Raw genomic sequence first — 21,386 nt, 5'->3', positions numbered from 1 at the left:
TCGGACTAAACACCGAACAAGCTGCTCCAAAATTAGGAGACCATTGTAATCCCGAAGGAGTTGGTACTTCTGCTTTTACACGTACACGATACTCAGCTCCTAATTTAATTGGGAAAGTAGGATCGGTGATTAAAGTCAAATTAAATGAAGCTCCACCAGTGAAAACAGAGGTGGTAGCCACTACAGCTTCGTCTTCAATTAAAGAAACTTCATATTCATATTGTGTAGCGGATTGTACCCCAACGGCACGGATAATATTATTCATAGAAACCAACTGAGCTCCACATGACGAATTTGCCAAAGTGGTAGTAGGTAGTCCCGGTGTAGTAACCAAACAAACAGGGCCATATGGCATCCATTGTTGGTTGATGCGAATCGCTACTTGTATCTCATAGGTTGTAGCATATTGTGCAATATTCGTGAAACCCAATTGAAAAACATAATTTGAGGTAAATACCTCACGCTCTTCTAAAGTACTTAAATTTTTAACAAAAAAGCTATATTCAGTAATACTATTTCCGGCAGGAATGGCTGATAAACGAACATCGCCACGTAAAGTTTGATTGATACTGGTTAAAGTTGCACCACAATTATCATTACGTAACCGTGATAAAACTATTGGACAACCATCATTCACATCCGTAGTACAATCTTGTGAGATACCATCATAACAAATCACCGGAGCTCCGGGGTAGATAGTGTTATTTGCATCATTACAATCCCCAACACCTAACAATTCTTCAAATGTTTTATAACCAGTTGGTCGGTCACAAGCATCAACTGTAGTTCCGCCGGTTATGGCATACCCGTCATTATCAGCATCTTGATACCAAGTAGTAAGACCTGAAAAAACTAAAACAACCGTGTTATTGGCAGTCAAGTCTTCCACACTCGACGGTAGATCCGTACGCTCGATAGATAAAATCGTAACCACTTGCCCGGCTTGATTACCCGACAAAACTACATTAAGTGATGCATTTCCGGAACCATCAGCCACCACACCGGTTTGACTCACAGGCGTACCGCCGTTCAAGTCATACGTGATAGTAGAAGTTGAATTAGGTAGTAACCCGGTTAAGTTTAAAGAAGCAGAGCTAGCTCCACATACCAATTCATTTTGGGAAACACCGGTAAAAGAAGGGGTGTCAAAAACTTCACCACTGATAGAATAATCAGAAATACCAAATCGTTTACTAGCTGGCTGCCCATTTCCAACTGAATTGAAGGCATACAATCGAAAATACACAGGTCCCTTTACATTTTGCAGCGAAGCATGGTTTAAAGTATACGCTAATGAAATGGTAGTAACATTAGAAGCTACAGTAATTGTGTTTAAATAAACCGGATTTGAAAAACCGGCATCTAAGCTGAAACCTAGTTGAAAACTTGTCGGTCCACCACGACTATCTACAATTGAACGTATTCCCTCTATAGCAAAGGAAGTAAAATCAATTTCTTTTTTAGCATCAGGCGTGATACTAAACTCATAGTATTGATTTGTGTTTAGAGATGTAGCATCTGTCCAGGCTTGCGTATTATAAAGACCATTGACACCAGGAGATGAAGTAACAATATTGGTTCCTCTTCTAATCCCTGTAGTTCCTGATTCAGATATTCCAAGAGCATATTGGGCAACTCCCGTTTTGTAGTATGCTGTAGTTGCATTAGGCGTTAATCCCGCAAAATTATCCGAAAACAACACAATAGGTGCTGCAGGAGCGGTCATTGGAGCATCCGGTACCGACTTAGCGTAGGACACTGCCACAAATAAAAACAAAAAGCCAAACAAAGGCATCTTTTGTAACGTTTCGGTTAGCTTATTGGAGCTAAAAATTCGATTTAAATAAAGTACATTTTTTTTCATAATAAAAATAGATTTTGGAGTGATTAATAATCTTTTATAGCATAACGGTGGTCAAAACTAGAACAGTAACAAGAAATTAGATAATAAACTCGACACAAACACCTTTTCACCCGATAAAGGGTCATATTTTACGAATACGACACTATAAAAAATTAGAATTCTTACAAGAAAATAAGAAAAAACTGTTCTAGTGAAGTAAGAAGCATGAGTAATCCCTAAAAAGTCGCCAACTAGTATGGCACCTAGGCTTTGACAATAAACTAATACTTGTTTTTGGTGATTTAAATGTAGTATAAAAGTAAGTTTGACTTGTTAAAATTTCGACAAACAACACTTTTACATCGACAAACTACATATTTTTAAGTAAAACACAACTTTTTCTACAACAAAGCGATAAACCACTCAAAATAAGTCAGCTACTATAACTATAATCGCATACCCTGCTTATCCGCTCTGTTTGTCATCCCGACGCAGGCTTGTCCCGCCTCGGCGGAAGGACACGAGCGACAGCGAACTGGCGAAGCAACCCCATAATCTAATTCACACAAAGCATATCACTTGAATTTAACCCTTAAACTTTTAAACCCTTAAACTTTTAAACCCTTAAACTTTAAAACTTTTAAACCCTCAAACCTTTTAAACCCCAACCCAAAAACTCAGCACCTCAGCACCTCAGTACCTCAGTACCTCAACCTCACCCCCTCCAAAAATCCATTTTGCAAATCCCCATAAAAAATGTAGCTTTGACCTACCCTAAACAATAACGTGTAAAAAAAGCAAGTAAAAACCAAACCCAACCCAACTATGACCATCTTAGTAACCGGAGCCGCAGGATTTATCGGATTTCATCTCACACAACAATTGCTTACTAAAGGCTTTGACGTAGTGGGTCTGGACAATCTGAATGACTATTATGACCCCCAATTAAAATACGACCGCTTGGGGCAATTGGGAATTGCTCAAGAAGACATAAAACAAAACGTCACTTGTGGTAGCTTCAACTACGCCAACTTCAAGTTTATCGCCTGCGATTTAGCCAATCGCCAAGTGATGGAAGCCTTGTTTGCCAAGCACCACTTTGACCTTGTAGTTAATCTCGCCGCCCAAGCTGGCGTGCGTTATAGCTTAGAAGCTCCCTTCCAATACATCGACAGTAACGTTACGGGATTTTTGAACATCCTGGAATGTTGCCGTCATTATAAAGTAAAAAAACTGGTCTATGCCAGCAGCTCCAGTGTGTATGGTTTGAATGATAAAGTACCTTTTGAAACCACCGATGCGGTAGACCACCCCATCAGTTTGTATGCAGCCAGTAAAAAAGCCAATGAGTTAATGGCACACACCTATTCGCACTTGTTTGGCATACAAACCATCGGATTGCGATTTTTTACGGTATATGGCCCTTGGGGCCGACCCGACATGGCGATGTTCCTCTTTACCGATGCGATACTGAACAACCGACCCATTAAAGTATTTAACGAAGGGAATTTATCCCGTGATTTCACCTATATAGATGACATTGTCGGAGGCATGCTGTCGATAATCGAAACCCTCAAAACTGACCAATGGAAGCCACCCTATGCGTTATACAACATAGGTAATAGCAAACCGGTAAAACTATTGGATTTTATTGAAGCCATCGAAAAAACAACCGGCAGAACCGCCCAAAAAGAATACCTCCCCATGCAACCCGGCGATGTAGCCCAAACCTGGGCCGACGTCTCAGACCTCACCCGCGACTTCGGCTACACCCCAAACACTCCAATCTCGGAAGGCGTTGAAGCATTTGTTTCTTGGTATCGGGAGTATTATAATAGGTGATGGGTAAAAGGTAATGGGTAATGGGTGATGGGTGATGGGTAATAGGTCTTTTACATGTTGTAAACTAGAGTAATACATGTTGCCAAGCCATCCGTTCATTCTAACAGTAGGCAGTTCTGCCCAATCTACGTTCCCATCTTAGCATCCTTTGCGGTAAATCTGCGTTTACTCCTTTGCGAACTTTGCGTAAACCTTTGCGAACTTTGCGGTTAAATCCGCCTCATCAGCGTTGGCAAAGCCATCCGTCTCACCTGCCTGCCGGCAGGCAGGTCCGCGTTCCAACCTTCAACCCGTAACTTTCCAACCCGCAACCCTAAACTTCAAAATTCATTATTCCTTATTCCTTATTCAACTTTCAAAAAGACTTACTAAATAGCCCCAAGTGAAGCTAAATTCGGTAATTGCTTTGCTTTCAATAAAAATTAACCACCCTACAAACCGAGCTAAAAAAAGAAGCTGAAACAAGTTCAGCTTGACAGTAGTGCATATAATTGAGATTATCTTAAAAATCCGAGTTGGCGAAGCCATCCGTGCGATTCGCGTTCCACCCTATTTAATACACATGTTTTAGAACACTGATAACAAAAATCTAAAGGATAATCACAAATTTTTGTGTTTTATTTTATTTTATTTCTCCAATTATTAAAATCTGTGTTCAATAAAAAAAATGAATTTACACAACTCTAAAAAATCCGCCTCATCAGCGTTTGGCGAAGCCATCCGTCTCACCTGCCTGCCGGCAGGCAGGTCCGCGTTCCAACCTTCAACCCGTAACTTTCCAACCCGCAACCCTAAACTTCAAAATTCATTATTCCTTATTCCTTATTCAACTTTCAAAAAGACTTACTAAATAGCCCCAAGTGAAGCTAAATTCGGTAATTGCTTTGCTTTCAATAAAAATTAACCACCCTACAAACCGAGCTAAAAAAAAGAAGCTGAAACAAGTTCAGCTTGACAGTAGTGCATATAATTGAGATTATCTTAAAAATCCGAGTTGGCGAAGCCATCCGTGCGATTCGCGTTCCACCCTATTTAGTACACATGTTTTAGAACACTGATAACAAAAATCTAAAGGATAATCACAAATTTTTGTATTTTATTTTATTTTATTTCTCCAATTATTAAAATCTGTGTTCAATAAAAAAATGAATTTACACAACTCTAAAAAATCCGCCTCATCAGCGTTTGGCGAAGCCATCCGTCTCACCTGCCTGCCTGCAGGCAGGTCCGCGTTCTAACCTTCAACCCGAAACCCGAAACTTTCAAACCCGAAACCCGAAACCCGAAACTCGCAACTCGTAACCTTCCAACCCGCAACTCCTACCCTCCATACTGCCCCTCATAATACTCCAAATACGCCCCACTGGTCACTCTTTCCAACCACTCCGAATTGGCTAAATACCACTGAATCGTCTCCTCCAACCCTTCCTCAAAAGTAACCGAAGGTTGCCAACCCAATTCGCGGTTTATTTTTGTAGCATCAATAGCATACCGCAAATCATGACCCGGACGGTCTTTCACATACGTAATCAATTGCTCAGAAGTACCCGGAGCTCGCTGCAAATGCACATCCATTTTTTGGCACAACAAGCGAACCAAATCAATGTTTTTCCATTCATTAAACCCACCGATATTATACGTTTCATGGTTCTTACCCTCATGAAAAACCAAATCAATGGCTACGGCATGATCAATAACATACAACCAATCACGGGTATAGTTACCGTCTCCATAAACCGGCAGTGGTTTATTAGTAATGATATTATGTATAAACAAAGGAATTAACTTCTCCGGAAAATGATTCGGTCCATAATTGTTAGAACAATTCGTAATCACATAAGGTAAGCCATAGGTTTCCCCATAAGCTCGTACAAAATGATCGGAACCGGCTTTAGATGCCGAATAAGGCGAATTCGGATCATACGGTGTCGTTTCGGTAAACAAACCCGTAGCCCCCAAACTGCCATAGACCTCATCGGTACTGATATGATAAAAACGTTTGCCTTCACTAGTTCCTTTCCACAGTTCTTTAGCCGCATTAAGCAAATTCATCGTACCGATAACATTCGTTTTCACAAACGCCAATGGGTCCGTAATCGAACGATCCACATGTGATTCTGCCGCCAAATGAACCACCCCGTCAAAGCCATGCTCTTGAAACAAAGCAGTAATAAAAGGAGCATCGGTAATGTCCCCTTTGATAAAAGTATAATTCGCAGCCTTCTCGATATCCGCAATATTCTCTAAATTCCCGGCATACGTCAACGCATCCAAATTATAAATCTGATAGTCCGGATACCTCGTTACAAACCGCCGCACCACATGCGACCCAATAAACCCGGCTCCTCCGGTAATAAGTATTTTTTTCATTAAATGTATCTTTAAAAATATAACTAGTTGTAACCAATAACCCTAGTGTCCTTATAAATGATAGGTCATTTCATAGCCGAAATATCCTCTCTCAATGCCATGTCATCCCGACGCAGGCTTGTCCCGCCTCAGCGGAAGGACACGAGCGACAGCGAACTGGCGAAGCAATCCCATAATCTAAGTCACACAAAGTTCATCAATCCCTGCTAATCACACACTGCGTGTCACGCACTGCTTGTCATCCCGACGCAGGAGGGATCCCATAATCTAAGTCACACAAAGTTCATCAATCCCTGCTAATCACGCACTGTTAATCACACACTGCTTACAAAACCATCTAAATAAAATGCTCATCTAGAAATTTAAAGTCAGGATTAAAATCGCGTATCAGTTCAATCTTCTTATCCCTTCGCCAACCTTTCAATTCTTTCTCCCTTGCAATAGCCAACTGAATCCACGTGAACTTTTCATAATAAACCAAATTTTTCAATTGGTATTTAGATGCAAAAGTGAGAATACCATTTTCAATATTTTCATTATGTTCCTTCAGTCTACGTCTCAAATCATTTGTCACACCGATGTAAAATGTTGTTCTATAATTATTAGTAATTATGTAAACATAATAGGAATGATATCCTTCAGTAAATTCAATCATCTTAAATGACAAATTATAAAATCAACACTTAAAAACTAACACTCCAAACATAATGAGATCCCTCCTGCGTCGGGATGACAAAAATGCGTGTAAAATAGTAGCACAAAAATAGCAAAAAGCTGCTTTCTCATCTTAAGAACTTCGCTCGGTATAATCACTTAGAATTACAGAAAAAATACGCGTTCCGAAAAATGCTTCTTGCCTCTTTTCTCTCGCCTCAGCCACTCTCTCCCTAAAGCCTCCCATCAACCCCATCCAAAATCCCCTTCACATCATACAACACACTCACGTCCTTCAACATCCCTTTCAAATCCAACTCCAAAAACTCTTTATGAGCCACTCCCAATACCACCGCATCAAAAGTAGCAGAAGGCACCGCATCCGTAGAACGTATGCCATATTCATGCATCACTTCCTCAGGATTCGCCCAAGGGTCATACACTGTAATCGTGATACCGTAATCCGCCAACGCATGATAAACATCCACAATTTTGGTATTCCGAACATCCGGACAATTTTCTTTAAAAGTGATTCCTAATAATAAAATATGAGCTCCGTTAATCGTCACCCCTTTTTTAATCATCAACTTCACCACTTGCGAAGCTACGTACTCACCCATACTATCATTCAATCGCCTTCCGGCCAAAATAATTTCCGGGTGGTAGCCCGATTCTTGTGCCTTTTGAGCTAAGTAATAGGGGTCAACACCAATACAATGGCCACCCACTAAACCGGGTTTGAACGGAAGAAAATTCCATTTGGTTCCCGCCGCTTCCAACACAGCATGGGTGTCGATTTGCAATAAATTGAAAATTTTAGCCAATTCATTCACAAAAGCAATATTGATATCGCGTTGCGAATTTTCAATCACCTTGGCGGCTTCAGCTACTTTAATAGTGGGTGCTAAATGCGTTCCGGCCGTAATCACCGAACGGTATAAAGCATCTACTTTTTTGCCGATTTCCGGAGTAGAGCCTGAAGTTACTTTTAAAATTTTATCAACGGTATGTTCCTTATCCCCAGGATTGATGCGTTCCGGCGAATAACCCGCAAAAAAATCAACGTTAAAAGTCAAGCCACTCACGCGTTCCAACACGGGAATACACTCCTCTTCCGTAGCTCCGGGATAAACGGTAGATTCATAAATAACGATATCGCCTTTTTTCAGCACCTTCCCCACCGTTTCACTCGATTTGTACAACGGATTCAAATCCGGTCGGTTGTTTTTATCCACGGGAGTAGGAACCGTAATCACGTAGTAATTACAAGCCGCCAAATCCTCCAGTTGGTGCGAACAATAAAGTCCGATAGCCTCCGAAGGAGCGTCAACCAATACACTTTTCAACTCGGCAGCAGCTACTTCTAACGTAGCATCAATTCCGGTATTCAAAGCAGCAACCCGTTGCATATTAATATCAAATCCCACTACGGGATATTTTGTAGCAAACAAACGAGCTAATGGCAATCCCACATAACCCAATCCAATAACTGCTATTTTTATAGCCATCTCTTCTATTTTTAATTCCCTTATGGGTATAATTAATTTATAATATTCCTGTAAACTTCATCATTCAAAATTCGTCAATCATCATCCAAACTTCAAAAACCTCTCCACTACAAAAAAAGCTTCGACAGGCTCAGCTTGACAGTCCGTTTCTGAATTGTAATAGTACCAAGAAAATCGTTAGTCCTATTAAAAACAGTTCCTAAACTTATAACGAAACACAATTACATATACCTTGTCAGTCTGAGCCTGCCTGCTCTGAGTTTATCGAAGAGTCGAAGACCCAACCCAATCAGCGTTGGCAAAGCCATCCTTCTCACCTACCTACCGGCAGGCAGGCCCGCGTTCCAACCCGCAACCCGCAACTTTTTAACCCGCAACCCTCCTAAGCCCCAATCGTCTGATACATAAACCCTAAAGCCGTCAATTGTTCCCCATCCAACAAATTCCTGCCGTCAAACACAAAAGCAGGTTTGTTCATTTTCTCATAAATGCGTTGCCAATCATAGGTCTTAAATTCATCCCATTCGGTTAAAACAGCAATGGCATGAGCCCCTTCACAAGCCGCATACGGATCGGAAGCCGCTTGTAATAAACGATGGTTTTCAGAAACCGAACGGGTGGCCAAATAATCCAAGTCGTTCAACATTTGCTTTTCCGAAACTTTAGGATCATACACCACTACATTGGCATGTTCGTTCAACAAATCATCAGCCACATAAATCGCAGCCGATTCTCGGGTGTCATTCGTATCTTTTTTAAAGGCCCAACCTAAGAAGGCAATCTTTTTATCGGCCACTGTATTGTATAAAGTAGTCACGATGTTTTTCGCAAAACGTCGTTTCTGGTGGTCATTCATCAAAATCACTTGTTCCCAATAATCGGCCACTTCGTGCAAACCATAGGATTTAGCAATATAAACCAAGTTCAAAATATCCTTTTGGAAGCAAGAACCACCAAAACCTACCGAACTTTTCAAAAACTTCGGTCCGATTCTACTATCCATACCGATAGCTTTGGCCACTTCCGCGACATTAGCCCCTGTTTTTTCGCACAATTCCGAAATGGAATTAATCGATGAAACCCGTTGAGCTAAAAAAGCATTGGCCACCAATTTCGACAATTCCGACGACCATAAATTAGTAGTCAGAATACGTTCATTCGGCACCCATCTGGCATACACATCCACCAACGCTTGAATGGCTTGTTGCCCTTCCGGCGTAGCATCACCACCAATCAACACCCTATCCGGAGCAAACAAATCTTCTACAGCTGTACCTTCCGCTAAAAATTCAGGATTCGACAAAATTTGATATTTCACGCCATTTCCCGTATTGTGTAAAATACTTTTAATCGCTTCTGCCGTTCGAACCGGCAACGTTGATTTTTCTACTACAATTTTATCGGTCTTGGCCACACGGGCAATTTGTCGGGCACACAATTCAATATATTTTAAATCTGCCGCCAAACCTTTACCGGTACCATAGGTTTTGGTAGGCGTATTCACCGATATAAAAATCATTTCGGCTTCCTCAATCGCTTGATCCACTTCCGTGGAAAAGAATAAATTTCTACCTCGGGCTTCTGCCACCACGGCACTTAATCCCGGTTCGTAAATAGGAATATTTTCCACATTCGGGTCATTCCATTTAGCAATACGATCTACATTTAAATCTACAACAGTAACTTGAATATCCGGACATTTTTGAGCAATAACAGCCATGGTTGGCCCTCCAACATAACCTGCCCCAATACAGCATATTTTTGTAATTTTCATTCCTATTTTTATTTTAAGTTGTCCCAATACCATTTCACGGCTTCTTGTAAACCTTGTTGAAATGAATACTGAGGTGAATAATTTAATAATTGTTGTGCTTTCGCAATACTGGCCAAAGAATGCGGAATATCCCCCGGACGGTTCGGTCCGTGAATCACCGGTACCTCCGCAATGGCAGCATCAAATTCCGACAAGTAGGTTTTTAACAACCCCACCATTTGTGTCAACGTTGTTCGATCGCCAAAAGCCGTATTATAAACCGTATTCAAAGCCTCCGGATTAGTAGTCAGCATGGCCAACTCATTCATTTGAATCACATTGTCGATATACGTAAAATCCCTTGAATACTTCCCATCCCCATTAATCACGGGACTCTCATGATTCATGAACTGCATTACAAACTTAGGTATCACTGCCGCATACGCCCCATTAGGATCTTGTCGCCTCCCGAAAACATTAAAATAACGCAAGCCAATCGTTTCCATACCATACGTACTACTAAAAATAGCAGCATACAATTCATTGACATATTTCGTAATCGCATACGGCGATAAAGGCTTTCCAATCACCTCCTCCACTTTAGGCAACCCCTCCGAATCCCCATAGGTAGACGAACTAGCCGCATAAATAAATCGTTTTACACCTGCATCTCGTGAAGCCACCAACATATTCAAAAACCCACTCACATTCACGTCATTACTCACCACCGGATCCTTAATCGATCTCGGCACCGAACCCAACGCTGCTTGATGCAAAACATAGTCTACCCCTTTAACTGCTACTTCACAATCCCCACTATTTCGAATATCTCCCGTAATCAATTGAAAATTTTCAAGTTCTAAAAAAGGGGCAATATTCTTATGATGACCGGTAGCAAAGTTATCCAATACCGTCACTTGATATCCTTTATTCAAAAAATATTCCGTTAGATTTGAACCAATAAAACCTGCTCCCCCCGTAATTAAAATCTTCATTATATCCTGTTTTATTTCCTAACTATCTGATTTGTTTTTCTTCACTAAACGTGCGTATAGTTTAGCCAAAAAGCCCTGTGGCTCCTCTTTAACATGATAACCACTTGCATAAGCCCCGTAGCCATAGCCGTAGCCATACCCGTAGCCGTATCCTGTACCATATTTGGCCTTAGACTCATAACTATTAAAAATAATACTAACGTTATTAATTTCACCTCTTTCACTGTGGTTGTTTAACAAATTAACCATGTCTTTTTTAGTATAATTTTGACGCATCACATAGAGTGTTACATCCGCATAAGGTGCTAATTCGATCGCATCCGCTACCAAACCAATCGGAGGCGTATCTAATACAATATAATCATATTTGGCTTTTAAAGCTTCCATCATTTCCTGCATACTTTCGCCCATAATCAATTCGGAAGGATTCGGCGGAATAGGTCCCGAGGTAATCACATCAAGATGAGGAATGTGGGTTTTTTGTGTGATTTCTTCAATCGTTTTCTGTCCAATTAAATAGTTTACCACCCCAATATCATTTTTAATTTTAAAGTCATCAAAAATTCTTGGCTTACGTAAATCCATACCTAATACTACTGTTTTCTTTTCACTCAAAGCAAATACTGTAGCAATATTGATGGAACAAAAGGTTTTTCCTTCCCCACTGATTGACGACGTTACCATTAACGTTTTAGTACCTTCAATATTTTTCTTTTTATATAAAAATTGTAGTGAAGATCGTATCGCTCTGAATGATTCTGCTAAGGCTGACTTAGGTTTTTCAAAAACAGCCAAATCCGAATCCGTGGTTTTGATTCCTACCACGCCAATGATTGGCACTTTGGTCAGTTTGGCAATTTCCTCCGTATTTAAAATAGAATTTTCTAAAAAGAAAATCGTGAAAATTACAATTAACGGAATCAATAAACCTAATAAGAAAGCCAGGATATAATTCACCCCTGTATTAGGGCCGATTTGTCCCCTACCGATATCTTTGGCTGTATCAATGAAATGTAAATCTGATAAATTGGCAGCTTTTACAATATCAGCTTCATTTCTTTTTTCAAGGAATTTAGTAAAAATTACATTGTTTAAATCAAACTTTCTGGTGATTTTCATCAACTCTTGCGTGGCCACCGGTAATTTTTTTATTTCTCCATCAATTTGTCCCATTTTGGCATTCACTTGATTCATATCATAATCAAGTCCGGATTTCGCCGATTGGATATTTTCCAGAATTACTTTTTTCAACGCTTCGATGTCTTTATCAAAGTCTTTGAAAAGCTTTTCGTTTTTGACGGTATATGCCATTTCTTCCCGCTCCGTTGAAAGCAGGATTAGTTTGGACACATTGGCAACAATGTTCTGATCTTCGATACCTGCAACAGAAGGAGCCGGTAATTTTGAATAATCAGTACTCTTAGTTAAATAGTTTCTAAGGTTATTGTAGTAGGCTATCTTTCTATTGATTGCATCTTTTTGCAATTCAAATTCCAATAGGCGTTGACTTAAGGCTTGCCCTCCGGATTCAATTTGAAAGACATCTTTGTCTTTGCTGAATGATTTCATTTCGTCTTCATTCTCTTTCAGTTTGTTACCCATATCCACTAAGGTACTGTCAATAAAATTGATGGTGTTAGTAGCAAATTTATTTTTGCGATCTAGTTGTTTCTTGATTAAGATTTCAACCGTTGCATTCAGGTATTTTACCAATCTGGCTTTGTTGGTTCCTTGTAAAGTAAGCTTAATAATTGAAGGAGCCTTAGGTTCAATGTCCGTTTTAATTAATCGGTACTTTGACACTACATTATCAAAATCATTGAATTTGATGTGGTATTTTTTATCAGTAATAAATCCCGGGTTTTGCGTGAGTTGAATCGCTATATTTAAAAAGGGTAAGTTGATATTTTGACCCACTTTGTACCGCTTTTTCAAAGTACCCAAAGTAGCAAGCGTGGAACTTGCTTCTCTTGCGGCATAATTGTAAACACGCACCTCCTCATTTGTGATTGGGATTTCCAATTCAAATTCATTTTCATTTATGAAAGTGATGTCAATAAGCGTATTTAGAATTTGTTCTTTGTCTTTGGTCACTTCTACAGTAAAGGGAGTTCTGCCGTACACATCCTCCATGTAGTACTTTCCTTTTTTAAGGTAATCCAAATAGAATTCCAACCGTTCGACCACATCTTCGTTGTGCGTTCGAGAGCGAAGTGTCATGGCTACATTTTGCACTTGATCGGAAGTACCCCCCCAATTAAAAATTAAACTCGTGTTGGAGGTAAAGAGTGGATTGCTTTCTTCTTTTATGGCAATAGTGTTGTCTAATGCATAAATTTTTTCTTTTCTGACATTCACATTGTAAGCCAATGCAAAAGCAATTATCCAACTACCAAGAAACCACTTCCAATAACTGAGTGTTTTTATCAGAAACCCTTTAAAATCAAATTTATTTTGATTTTCAAAAAGCAAAAAGTCTTTTGAGTCAAGCATTGTTTTTATCTACTTGTTAATATTATTACCGTTGTAACCAAGGACAATATGCTAATTAATGTTGAAATGGACTGAATACCTGTTGTTCCAGTTCCCCACGATTTTTGTTTCAAAGGATTTACCAAAATGTAATCGTTTGGTTGGATGTAGTAATGCGGTGATTGCATCACTGAGGCATCGGTTAAATCCAAATTATACATTTCTGTTCCATGAGGCATTTGTCTTACTAACAATACATTCTTACGGTCTCCCACCATGGTTATGTCGCCGGCATTGGCAATAGCTTCGAGGATATTCGCTTTTTCCTGAAACAAGAGTTTGGTTCCCGGACTGTTTACTTCGCCATTGATTGTATATCGCAAACCGCCTAATTTCACATTGACAAAAACGTTAGCTTCCTTTTTAAAATACTCGTCTAAAAGTCGTTTTTCAATTTCAATTCGAACCTCATCGGTTGTGTTACCTAATACAAAAACATCTCCTAAAACCGGAATTCGAATCGAACCATGATCATCAACGGTATACCCATCAAAATAGATGGCTTGTTCATTAAAAAGTCGTTGCCCTGCATTGTTGCCAGCTGATGCTAAAAACATCTCGGATAACTTTTGATCTAATGTTTTGATTGTAATCACCAACACATCATTTGATTGTATGCGATAGGGTTTTTTTGAAACCTCATTCACAATTTGATTGGTCTGCGTGTTCTTTTGTTGTAAATAGGTTAAATCACTTTGTGGTACGCAAGAAATCAAGAGAAGTACCGGTAAAAGAAGTGCAATAAACAAGCTCTTATTCATTAGATAGCATGTATTAATATCAATTTTAATGATGGAAATTCAACAGAATAGGACTTCCTATAGCAGTTAAATTTCAGTTTTAGCAAACAAATATAGTTTATCCCGATGAAAATCAAAAAGGTTGCAGGCTAATTAACTGCTTTTCATTGCATTTTCATAAGGAACCCTTTGAAGAATACTTCTTCCCAGCGTCACTTCATCGGCATATTCCAATTCATCTCCTACGGCAATTCCTCGGGCGATGGTGGATATTTTGACTTCAACACCTTTCAATTGTTTGTAGATGTAAAAGACGGTTGTATCGCCTTCCATGGTTGAGCTCAAGGCAAAAATTAATTCGTCCACCCCACCTAACTTTACTTTTTCTACTAATGAATTAATGTTCAATTGGCTTGGTCCGATACCTTCGATGGGAGCAATTTTTCCGCCTAACACATGGTAAATTCCATTGAATTGTCTTGTGTTTTCAATTGCCATTACATCGCGGATGTCTTCTACCACACAAATTAAGGATTGATTTCGTCTTGGATTGCTGCAAATGTCACAAACTTCTTCGTCGGAAATGTTATGACAACTTTTACAAAACTTTATTTCTTCTCTCATTTTCAATAAAGCTTCCGATAAAAACTTGACTTGCTCAGCAGGTTGCTTTAGCATGTGCAAGACCAAACGAAGAGCGGTTCGTTTTCCAATTCCGGGAAGTTGTGCCATTTCATTGACAGCTTGTTCAATAAGTTTTGATGAAAATTCCATAGTCGCAAAAGTACATTTTTTTATGAGGATTTAGATTGGCTATCGCTATATTTTAATTTGAAAAGTTACGTCGTTCCATTGCTTTTTGTATTTTGGCACTTTCAAATAAACACACATGGAACCTACTTCAATTTTATTGCTTATTCTTGGCTATTTCGGATTACTCATCTTAATTTCCAGTCTGATAAGTAAAAAGGGAGAAGGCAATGATGCTTTTTTTAAAGCTAACAAAAACTCGCCTTGGTATTTGGTGGCGTTTGGAATGATTGGAGCGTCGCTTTCAGGAGTGACGTTTATCTCTGTTCCGGGAAAAGTGGAAGCTTCGCAGTTTGTTTATTTTCAATTGGTGTTGGGTTATATTGTGGGGTATTTTGTGATTGGAACAGTTTTATTACCCTTGTATTACAAACTAAATCTTACCTCTATTTACACCTATTTGGGTGACCGTTTTGGCAGGAATTCCTATAAAACCGGAGCTTGGTTTTTCATTCTCTCCAGGACTGTGGGTTCTAACTTAAGGTTGATGTTGGTTGCTGATGTGTTGCAAACCCTAGTGTTTGATAAATTGAATGTACCCTACTGGTTTACGGTTACTGCGACGATTGCCCTCATTTGGGTATATACGAACAAGTCCGGTATTAAAACGATTATTTGGACGGACACGTTGCAGACTTTGTTTATGCTGATTGCTGTTGTGGTTTGTATTGTGACCGTTTCGCAAGATTTAGGTTTGAATATCTCCACGCTTTCCGGTTTTATCGCGGAGAGTGACTTTTCTAAGACTTTCTTTTTTGAAGATGTCAGTTCGCCGAATTACTTCTGGAAACAGTTTTTGTCAGGGACATTTATCGCCATCGTTATGACCGGATTGGATCAGGATATGATGCAAAAGAACCTGACCTGTAGAAGTTTGAAGGATGCTCAAAAAAATATGTTTTGGTTTACTATCGTGCTCACTTTTGTGAACTTTTTGTTCTTAGCACTTGGATTGTTGTTTACAGAATATGCTTTGAAATACACTATTGATGCACACAAAGACCAATTGTTTCCGATACTGGCGAATGAATACTTGGGCATTGGCGTTGCGTTCTTCTTTATCTTGGGATTGATTGCTGCTGCTTATTCGAGTGCTGATAGTGCGTTGACTTCGTTGACTACTTCTTTTAGTATTGATATTTTAGAAATAGAAAAGAAATATGATACGGTGAAACAAGTGGTCATCAGAAAGCAAATTCACAAGATGTTTGTGGTGGTTTCTGTGTTGGTGATACTTGGGTTTAAGTATTTTGTAGAAGATGCCAGTGTGATTGACAAAGTGTTGAAGTTTGCCGGTTTTACTTACGGTCCATTATTGGGGCTTTACAGCTTTGGTTTGTTTACGAAGTGGCATGTTAAGGATAAATGGGTTCCTTTGGTAGCTATTACTGCCGTGTTGAGTTCGATTGTATTGAACTTGTATAGTGACGTTTGGTTTGGGTTTGCTTTTGGTTTTGAAATCTTAATTGTAAACGGAATACTCACTTTCTTTGGTTTACTCTTAATCCGAAAACAGCCAACTGATACCTGACAACCGTTAGTACTGATTCGTAGCAAGTAAAACCAAGGTGCAGGCTTCTTCTACCTTAATGTTGTTGATTCCTAACAAAGCATAAAATTCAGGGTTGGCAGTGCCGGGGTTGAAGATGACTCTTTTGGGTTTCAGTCCAATGATGTAGTTGTAGTAGTCTCTTTGGGCTACGGGATTGATGTAAAGCGTAACGGTGTGAATGTTTTTAAAAGGGATTTGTTTCACTTGAATTTTGACACCTTTCAATTCGTCTATTTTTTTGCCAATAGCTACAACGGGATGTTCTTTTTCAAGTAAGCTGTTGACTGCCATGTAAGCGTAACGTTCGGGGTTGGTGGTAGCACCAATGACTAGGGTTTTTTTCATCTTAATCTTCTATTGTGCAAAGGTACTTCTTTTTGAAGACTTTAATAATCATTGAACAACTATTAAAGCTATATTAACATTTATTTCGTTTTTGAAATGATTTTGTACTTTTAAGCAAAAATGCTAGTCAATACTTCCTATAACGAGAAGAAAATTAACGAGACCATCAACGAATTGGTTGGGAAACCTTTTGGGTTGCTGGAGAACATTAAATTGAACGGAATTGGTTCTCCCCGATTGGATATTATCAAAACCAGCGAGGAAATCGGCACGTTGCTTTCGTATGACAACAATCGGAATTTTTGTAATGTGGAGTTGCGGCCTAAGGGGATTATTATTCGATTCAGGTCGTTGTTGGAAACTTTTTCTTTGGTTATTCCTTATTACAAATTGGTGGTGTTTAAACCGGGTAATTCCTTTACGTTTCACATGGAGCACCACTTTGTTTCGGTTGATGCTCCGCCAAAAAATAAGAGCGTCAATAGCTTTATGGAAAAGCTCACTCAATTTAAATCTGATAATTCTCCTACTTATATTGACGATTTATAGTAACTTTGTTTTATTCATTTGATAACCTAAGGGAACTTGGGTTACTCTTATTTTTGCAGAAAAACAATGGAACTATTTATTTATGTATTTGCCGCTTTATTTTCAGTTATTAATCCGTTAGGAGCTGTTCCTATCTTTGTGGGGTTGACTCAGGATTATACCAAATCAGAACGATCAAGGGTTTCGCTATGGACTGCTATTGATGTGTTTTTAATTCTTATCATCTCGTTCTTTATCGGGGAGTATGTGTTGCAATTCTTTGGGATTAGTATTGATGCTTTGCGGATTGCAGGAGGTTTGATTATTGTTAGCTCCGGTTTTTCTTTGCTTACCGGAAAATTCAATAAGACCCGTGGGGTAAACAAAAAAGTAGAAAACGATGCTCATACGCGTAATCAAATTGCGTTGACACCCTTGGCCATTCCTATGTTGGCCGGACCGGGTTCTATCTCGTTGTTGATTGCTTTTTATCAGGATTATACCGAAATCAGTCAGAAGGTTACTGCAGTGTTTGCGATATTGGGCGTTGCGTTAGTGATTTTCTTAGTTTTAAAAAGTGCACATTACCTTTCCAGAATATTGGGAGCCTCGGGTATTGTGGCTATTTCAAGAATTATTGGGTTTATTGTAATTGCCATTGGGGTGCAGTATATCAGTAGTTCGGTTGTGAACATCTTCAAAACAATTTAACGATTGTTCAATCGCTTTTCTTAGTATCTTTCAAGAAAATAGCGGAAAATGAAAATTTTACTTACGGGTGCCAATGGGTACGTTGGCCGTCGGTTGTTGCCTGAATTATTGTCAGCGGGGCACGAGATTGTGTGTTGTGTGCGAGACAAAAATCGGTTGGGGCTGGATAAAACAACGCTTGAGGCAGTGACCATTTGGGAAGTTGACTTCTTGAATTCCGTTTCGTTTGAGGGGTGTCCGACGGGGGTTGATGTGGCTTACTATTTGATTCACTCGATGTCCTCTTCGACGCAGGTGTTTGATACGATGGAATCTACCGCTGCGGAACATTTTAATCTTTATATGAATCATATCGGGGTGCAACAGGTCATTTACTTGAGTGGTATTGTGAACAACAGCACCCTTTCTAAACACTTGCAGTCCCGAAAGAATGTGGAGGCTATTTTATACCAAGGCAACTATAACGTAACGGTTTTACGAGCTGGAATTATTGTTGGTTCCGGGAGTTCTTCGTTTGAGATCATTAGGGATTTGTGTGAGAAACTGCCGGTGATGATTACGCCCAAGTGGGTTTTGACAAAGACACAGCCCATAGCGATTCGGGATGTGATTCAATATTTGATGGGGGTGTTGTTGCGGGAGGATTGCTACAACGATTCGTTTGATATTGGCGGGCCGAATGTGTTGACTTATAAACAGATGATGCAGTTGTATGCAAAAACGCGAGGGTTTCGCAATTGGATTTATACGGTTCCCGTGATGACGCCGAAGCTCTCCTCCTATTGGTTGTATTTTGTGACTTCTACTTCATATAAACTGGCGATGAACTTGGTGGATAGTATGAAAATGGAAGTGATTTGTAAGGATAACAGGTTGCAGCGTTTGTTGGGGATAAAGCCTATTTCGTATACGGAAGCGATCAAGTTGGCTTTTATAAAGATTGAACAGCATTTGGTGGTTTCCAGTTGGAAAGACAGTTTGGTGAGTAGTGCTTTTCAACATAACCTTTCGGAATTTATTCAGGTGCCGACGTATGGGTGTTTGAAGGATGAAAAGAAGCTGCAGGTGGCTGACCCTGAGCGGGTGTTGGACAACATTTGGACTATTGGCGGTGAAAAAGGTTGGTATTACGGCAACTGGATGTGGCAGCTAAGGGGGTTTATGGATAAGTTGCTTGGCGGTGTGGGTTTGCGAAGAGGACGAACGCATCCGACTCATTTGGCTAGTGGTGATTCGTTGGATTTTTGGCGGGTGTTGCTGGCGAATCGGGAGGAGAAACGGTTGTTGTTGTTTGCGGAGATGCGATTGCCGGGTGAGGCTTGGTTGGAATTCCGGATTGATGAGGAGAATGTGTTGCATCAGATTGCTACTTTCAGGCCGCGGGGTTTGTTTGGGCGGTTGTATTGGTATAGTTTGGTTCCGTTTCATTATTTTATTTTTGGGGGGATGATCCGGAATATTGGGAAGTAGGGTTTTTTGTTGGGTTTGCTTGTTAGCTTTAAATTAACCTCATAGGAACCTAGTTTTGCGGAGCGTTTTTAAGACGCTTCGCTTTGTTTTAGGGAATCATAGCGTAGATTGAGGCATGCTGCTGTATGGTTTTTGGTTTTGTCTTGCGTTAAAGTTGGAAAAAAATTGCTTATTTCACTTTGTTTTTCAAAGTTCTTTATATACTTTTGATTTATATTATTATACTCATCATCAATTATTAATCGATTGCTGCGGCAATTAAAAAAACTTAGAACGTATGGAAAATAACTTGTTTGGAATTACGCCTAATCAGCGGCTAATGGGAATTGTTGTTGTGGTTGGGGTGTTGTTGTTGGTGCCTTTGGTGGCGATGCAGTTTACTGAGGAGGTGAACTGGGACGTTTTTGATTTTGTTGTGGCCGGGGTGCTTTTGCTCGGGACAGGATTGCTTTGTGAATTTGTGTTGCGGACTGTTCGCAGTGTGAAGGGACGTTTGATTTTGTGTGGGCTCTTGTTGTTGGTGTTGTTTTTGGTTTGGGCTGAACTGGCGGTTGGTGTGTTTGGGTCTCCGTTTGCGGGGAGTTAGAAGGTTTTCCATTTTTACATAGAAGAATTTACCGGATAAGGTATCGCAAGGGGTTTTGTTTTGCGGTGGCTTGTTCGGTTTTTTGATTTTTGTGGCTGTTTTTGATTGTGGATGGATGGGAATTGGAACGCGGACCTGCCTGCCGGCAGGCAGGTTGGCTTCGCTAAACGTGGATTTTGGCGGATTAGGGTTTGTATTGGTTGTCGTGGATTGGAATTGGAACGCGGACCTGCCTGCCGGCAGGCAGGTTAGCTTCGCTAAACGCGGATTTTCGCGGATTACGGTTTGTATTGGTTGATGTGGAAGGGAATTGGAACGCGGATTTTCGCGGATTTAAGGTGTTTTGAGAAGGATGTGCGTGCTATTATATCAATTTCTTTTTATGCTTATATACTATGGATTGCGGATTATGCACTTTGGCTAAAGCCAAATGCGGATTGAGGTTTTGTTTTGTGTTATGAGGCCATACGCATTGGGATTCCCGGGGGGAGCTTGGTGGTGATGTCGGTGCGTTGGTTGGCGGTGATGGCGACTTTGATGGTTTGGGTTTGGTGACTGGGGTGTTGGATGGTGACTTTGTAGACTCCGGGTGGGATGGTTTTGATTTCGAAACGGCCCAGGTGGGTTGTTTTTGTGGTTTTGCGTAGGGTGTTTATGGTGATGACTGCGTTGTGTATTGGCATGCCTTCTTCGTTGGTGATTTGACCGCGAAGGGCTATTTTTCGGTAGCTTGGGGTGATTAACTTGCGGCAACCGGTGTAGGTTTCATAAAATTCGGGGTGTGATGTTTGGAGCATCTTTACGTAGATGTCCATTGCTTTTAGTTTGGTGGCACATAGGGCGATGCTTTCGGCGAGGGCTCGGGTGCTCATGCGTTTGTTGACTATGGCGGAGCGGGTTTTGGGTTGCCACTTTAGGAATTTCTTTATGGCGGCTTGGAATGTGTTTAGGTCTTGTTGGGTTACTCCATAGGGGGCTAGGTTTTGGAGGTGTTCTTGGGCTTGGTCATGGACGTGTTGACAATAGTCGATGCAGCTGCCGTCTCTTAGTTTGATGATGGCGTTGCGTTTGTGTTTGACGGCTTGGAATAGTTGTAAATCATGGGTGTTTAGGGCGTAGGCTTGCAGGCGTGCGGAGATGTTGACGC

Annotated in this window: 17 protein-coding genes; 6 read left to right on the top strand and 11 right to left on the bottom strand. The window is 40.2% G+C overall.

What is annotated here, in order from left to right; translation table 11 throughout:
• Positions 1 to 1,864: putative metal-binding motif-containing protein (locus IEV15_RS14205; RefSeq protein WP_188363205.1), on the bottom strand; the 1,864-nt coding region annotated here is incomplete at its 3' end.
• Positions 1,865 to 2,668: 804 nt separating this feature from the next.
• Here IEV15_RS14205 and IEV15_RS14200 point away from each other — a divergent pair.
• Positions 2,669 to 3,685, top strand: a complete 1,017-nt coding sequence (locus IEV15_RS14200; protein WP_188363204.1) for an NAD-dependent epimerase — start codon at positions 2,669 to 2,671, stop codon at positions 3,683 to 3,685.
• A gap of 1,320 nt (positions 3,686 to 5,005) precedes the next feature.
• Here IEV15_RS14200 and rfbB read toward each other — a convergent pair.
• The 8 genes from rfbB to recR form a co-directional block, all read right to left on the bottom strand.
• Positions 5,006 to 6,055: a dTDP-glucose 4,6-dehydratase gene (rfbB, locus tag IEV15_RS14195; protein ID WP_188363203.1), complete on the bottom strand. Its 1,050-nt coding sequence runs from the start codon at positions 6,053 to 6,055 to the stop codon at positions 5,006 to 5,008.
• 337 nt (positions 6,056 to 6,392) lie between these two features.
• On the bottom strand, positions 6,393 to 6,710 hold the full coding sequence (locus tag IEV15_RS14190) for a GIY-YIG nuclease family protein (RefSeq protein ID WP_188363202.1): 318 nt from the start codon (positions 6,708 to 6,710) through the stop codon (positions 6,393 to 6,395).
• Positions 6,711 to 6,942: 232 nt separating this feature from the next.
• A complete protein-coding gene (locus IEV15_RS14185) occupies positions 6,943 to 8,217 on the bottom strand; it encodes a nucleotide sugar dehydrogenase (RefSeq protein ID WP_188363201.1) in 1,275 nt (424 codons plus the stop codon).
• Positions 8,218 to 8,599: 382 nt separating this feature from the next.
• A complete protein-coding gene (locus IEV15_RS14180) occupies positions 8,600 to 9,991 on the bottom strand; it encodes a UDP-glucose 6-dehydrogenase (RefSeq protein WP_188363200.1) in 1,392 nt (463 codons plus the stop codon).
• Between the two features lie 8 nt (positions 9,992 to 9,999).
• Entirely contained in the window at positions 10,000 to 10,965 is a 966-nt protein-coding gene (locus tag IEV15_RS14175; RefSeq protein WP_188363199.1) for an SDR family oxidoreductase, read from the bottom strand.
• Between the two features lie 18 nt (positions 10,966 to 10,983).
• Positions 10,984 to 13,458: an exopolysaccharide transport family protein gene (locus IEV15_RS14170; protein WP_188363198.1), complete on the bottom strand. Its 2,475-nt coding sequence runs from the start codon at positions 13,456 to 13,458 to the stop codon at positions 10,984 to 10,986.
• 5 nt (positions 13,459 to 13,463) lie between these two features.
• Positions 13,464 to 14,258 carry a polysaccharide biosynthesis/export family protein gene (locus tag IEV15_RS14165; RefSeq protein ID WP_188363197.1) on the bottom strand — a complete coding sequence of 265 codons (795 nt, stop codon included), beginning with the start codon at positions 14,256 to 14,258 and terminating at the stop codon, positions 13,464 to 13,466.
• Between the two features lie 132 nt (positions 14,259 to 14,390).
• On the bottom strand, positions 14,391 to 15,011 hold the full coding sequence (gene recR / locus IEV15_RS14160; protein ID WP_188363196.1) for a recombination mediator RecR: 621 nt from the start codon (positions 15,009 to 15,011) through the stop codon (positions 14,391 to 14,393).
• A gap of 115 nt (positions 15,012 to 15,126) precedes the next feature.
• On the opposite strand from recR, the gene IEV15_RS14155 reads away from it, so the two are divergent.
• Positions 15,127 to 16,578: a sodium:solute symporter gene (locus tag IEV15_RS14155; protein ID WP_188363195.1), complete on the top strand. Its 1,452-nt coding sequence runs from the start codon at positions 15,127 to 15,129 to the stop codon at positions 16,576 to 16,578.
• Positions 16,579 to 16,584: 6 nt separating this feature from the next.
• Here IEV15_RS14155 and IEV15_RS14150 read toward each other — a convergent pair whose 3' ends face one another.
• A complete protein-coding gene (locus IEV15_RS14150; RefSeq protein WP_188363207.1) occupies positions 16,585 to 16,950 on the bottom strand; it encodes a CoA-binding protein in 366 nt (121 codons plus the stop codon).
• 114 nt (positions 16,951 to 17,064) lie between these two features.
• Here IEV15_RS14150 and IEV15_RS14145 point away from each other — a divergent pair, with 114 nt between their 5' ends.
• The 4 genes from IEV15_RS14145 to IEV15_RS14130 all read left to right on the top strand — a co-directional run bounded on the left by IEV15_RS14145 (position 17,065) and on the right by IEV15_RS14130 (position 20,239).
• A complete protein-coding gene (locus IEV15_RS14145; RefSeq protein ID WP_188363194.1) occupies positions 17,065 to 17,493 on the top strand; it encodes a hypothetical protein in 429 nt (142 codons plus the stop codon).
• Between the two features lie 66 nt (positions 17,494 to 17,559).
• On the top strand, positions 17,560 to 18,183 hold the full coding sequence (locus tag IEV15_RS14140) for a MarC family NAAT transporter (RefSeq protein WP_188363193.1): 624 nt from the start codon (positions 17,560 to 17,562) through the stop codon (positions 18,181 to 18,183).
• A 48-nt stretch (positions 18,184 to 18,231) separates the two neighbouring features.
• Positions 18,232 to 19,653, top strand: coding sequence for an SDR family oxidoreductase (locus tag IEV15_RS14135; protein WP_188363192.1), 1,422 nt, complete (start codon positions 18,232 to 18,234; stop codon positions 19,651 to 19,653).
• A 277-nt stretch (positions 19,654 to 19,930) separates the two neighbouring features.
• A complete protein-coding gene (locus IEV15_RS14130) occupies positions 19,931 to 20,239 on the top strand; it encodes a hypothetical protein (RefSeq protein ID WP_229734167.1) in 309 nt (102 codons plus the stop codon).
• A gap of 455 nt (positions 20,240 to 20,694) precedes the next feature.
• Here IEV15_RS14130 and IEV15_RS14125 read toward each other — a convergent pair.
• A partial coding sequence (locus IEV15_RS14125) for a carboxypeptidase-like regulatory domain-containing protein (RefSeq protein WP_188363191.1) occupies positions 20,695 to 21,386 on the bottom strand: 692 nt, incomplete at its 5' end.

Source organism: Flavobacterium orientale (genome assembly GCF_014638005.1).
GTDB lineage: Bacteria > Bacteroidota > Bacteroidia > Flavobacteriales > Flavobacteriaceae > Flavobacterium > Flavobacterium orientale.
The sequence above is the reverse complement of the archived record's forward strand: the minus strand, read 5'-3'. Positions and strand labels throughout refer to the sequence as shown.

Coding starts and splice junctions, on each gene's coding strand:
- IEV15_RS14200 (WP_188363204.1), top strand. CDS start 2,669: ATGACCATCTTAGTAACCGGAGCCGCAGGATTTATCGGATTTCATCTC.
- rfbB (WP_188363203.1), bottom strand. CDS start 6,055: ATGAAAAAAATACTTATTACCGGAGGAGCCGGGTTTATTGGGTCGCAT.
- IEV15_RS14190 (WP_188363202.1), bottom strand. CDS start 6,710: ATGATTGAATTTACTGAAGGATATCATTCCTATTATGTTTACATAATT.
- IEV15_RS14185 (WP_188363201.1), bottom strand. CDS start 8,217: ATGGCTATAAAAATAGCAGTTATTGGATTGGGTTATGTGGGATTGCCA.
- IEV15_RS14180 (WP_188363200.1), bottom strand. CDS start 9,991: ATGAAAATTACAAAAATATGCTGTATTGGGGCAGGTTATGTTGGAGGG.
- IEV15_RS14175 (WP_188363199.1), bottom strand. CDS start 10,965: ATGAAGATTTTAATTACGGGGGGAGCAGGTTTTATTGGTTCAAATCTA.
- IEV15_RS14170 (WP_188363198.1), bottom strand. CDS start 13,458: ATGCTTGACTCAAAAGACTTTTTGCTTTTTGAAAATCAAAATAAATTT.
- IEV15_RS14165 (WP_188363197.1), bottom strand. CDS start 14,258: ATGAATAAGAGCTTGTTTATTGCACTTCTTTTACCGGTACTTCTCTTG.
- recR (WP_188363196.1), bottom strand. CDS start 15,011: ATGGAATTTTCATCAAAACTTATTGAACAAGCTGTCAATGAAATGGCA.
- IEV15_RS14155 (WP_188363195.1), top strand. CDS start 15,127: ATGGAACCTACTTCAATTTTATTGCTTATTCTTGGCTATTTCGGATTA.
- IEV15_RS14145 (WP_188363194.1), top strand. CDS start 17,065: ATGCTAGTCAATACTTCCTATAACGAGAAGAAAATTAACGAGACCATC.
- IEV15_RS14140 (WP_188363193.1), top strand. CDS start 17,560: ATGGAACTATTTATTTATGTATTTGCCGCTTTATTTTCAGTTATTAAT.
- IEV15_RS14135 (WP_188363192.1), top strand. CDS start 18,232: ATGAAAATTTTACTTACGGGTGCCAATGGGTACGTTGGCCGTCGGTTG.
- IEV15_RS14130 (WP_229734167.1), top strand. CDS start 19,931: ATGGAAAATAACTTGTTTGGAATTACGCCTAATCAGCGGCTAATGGGA.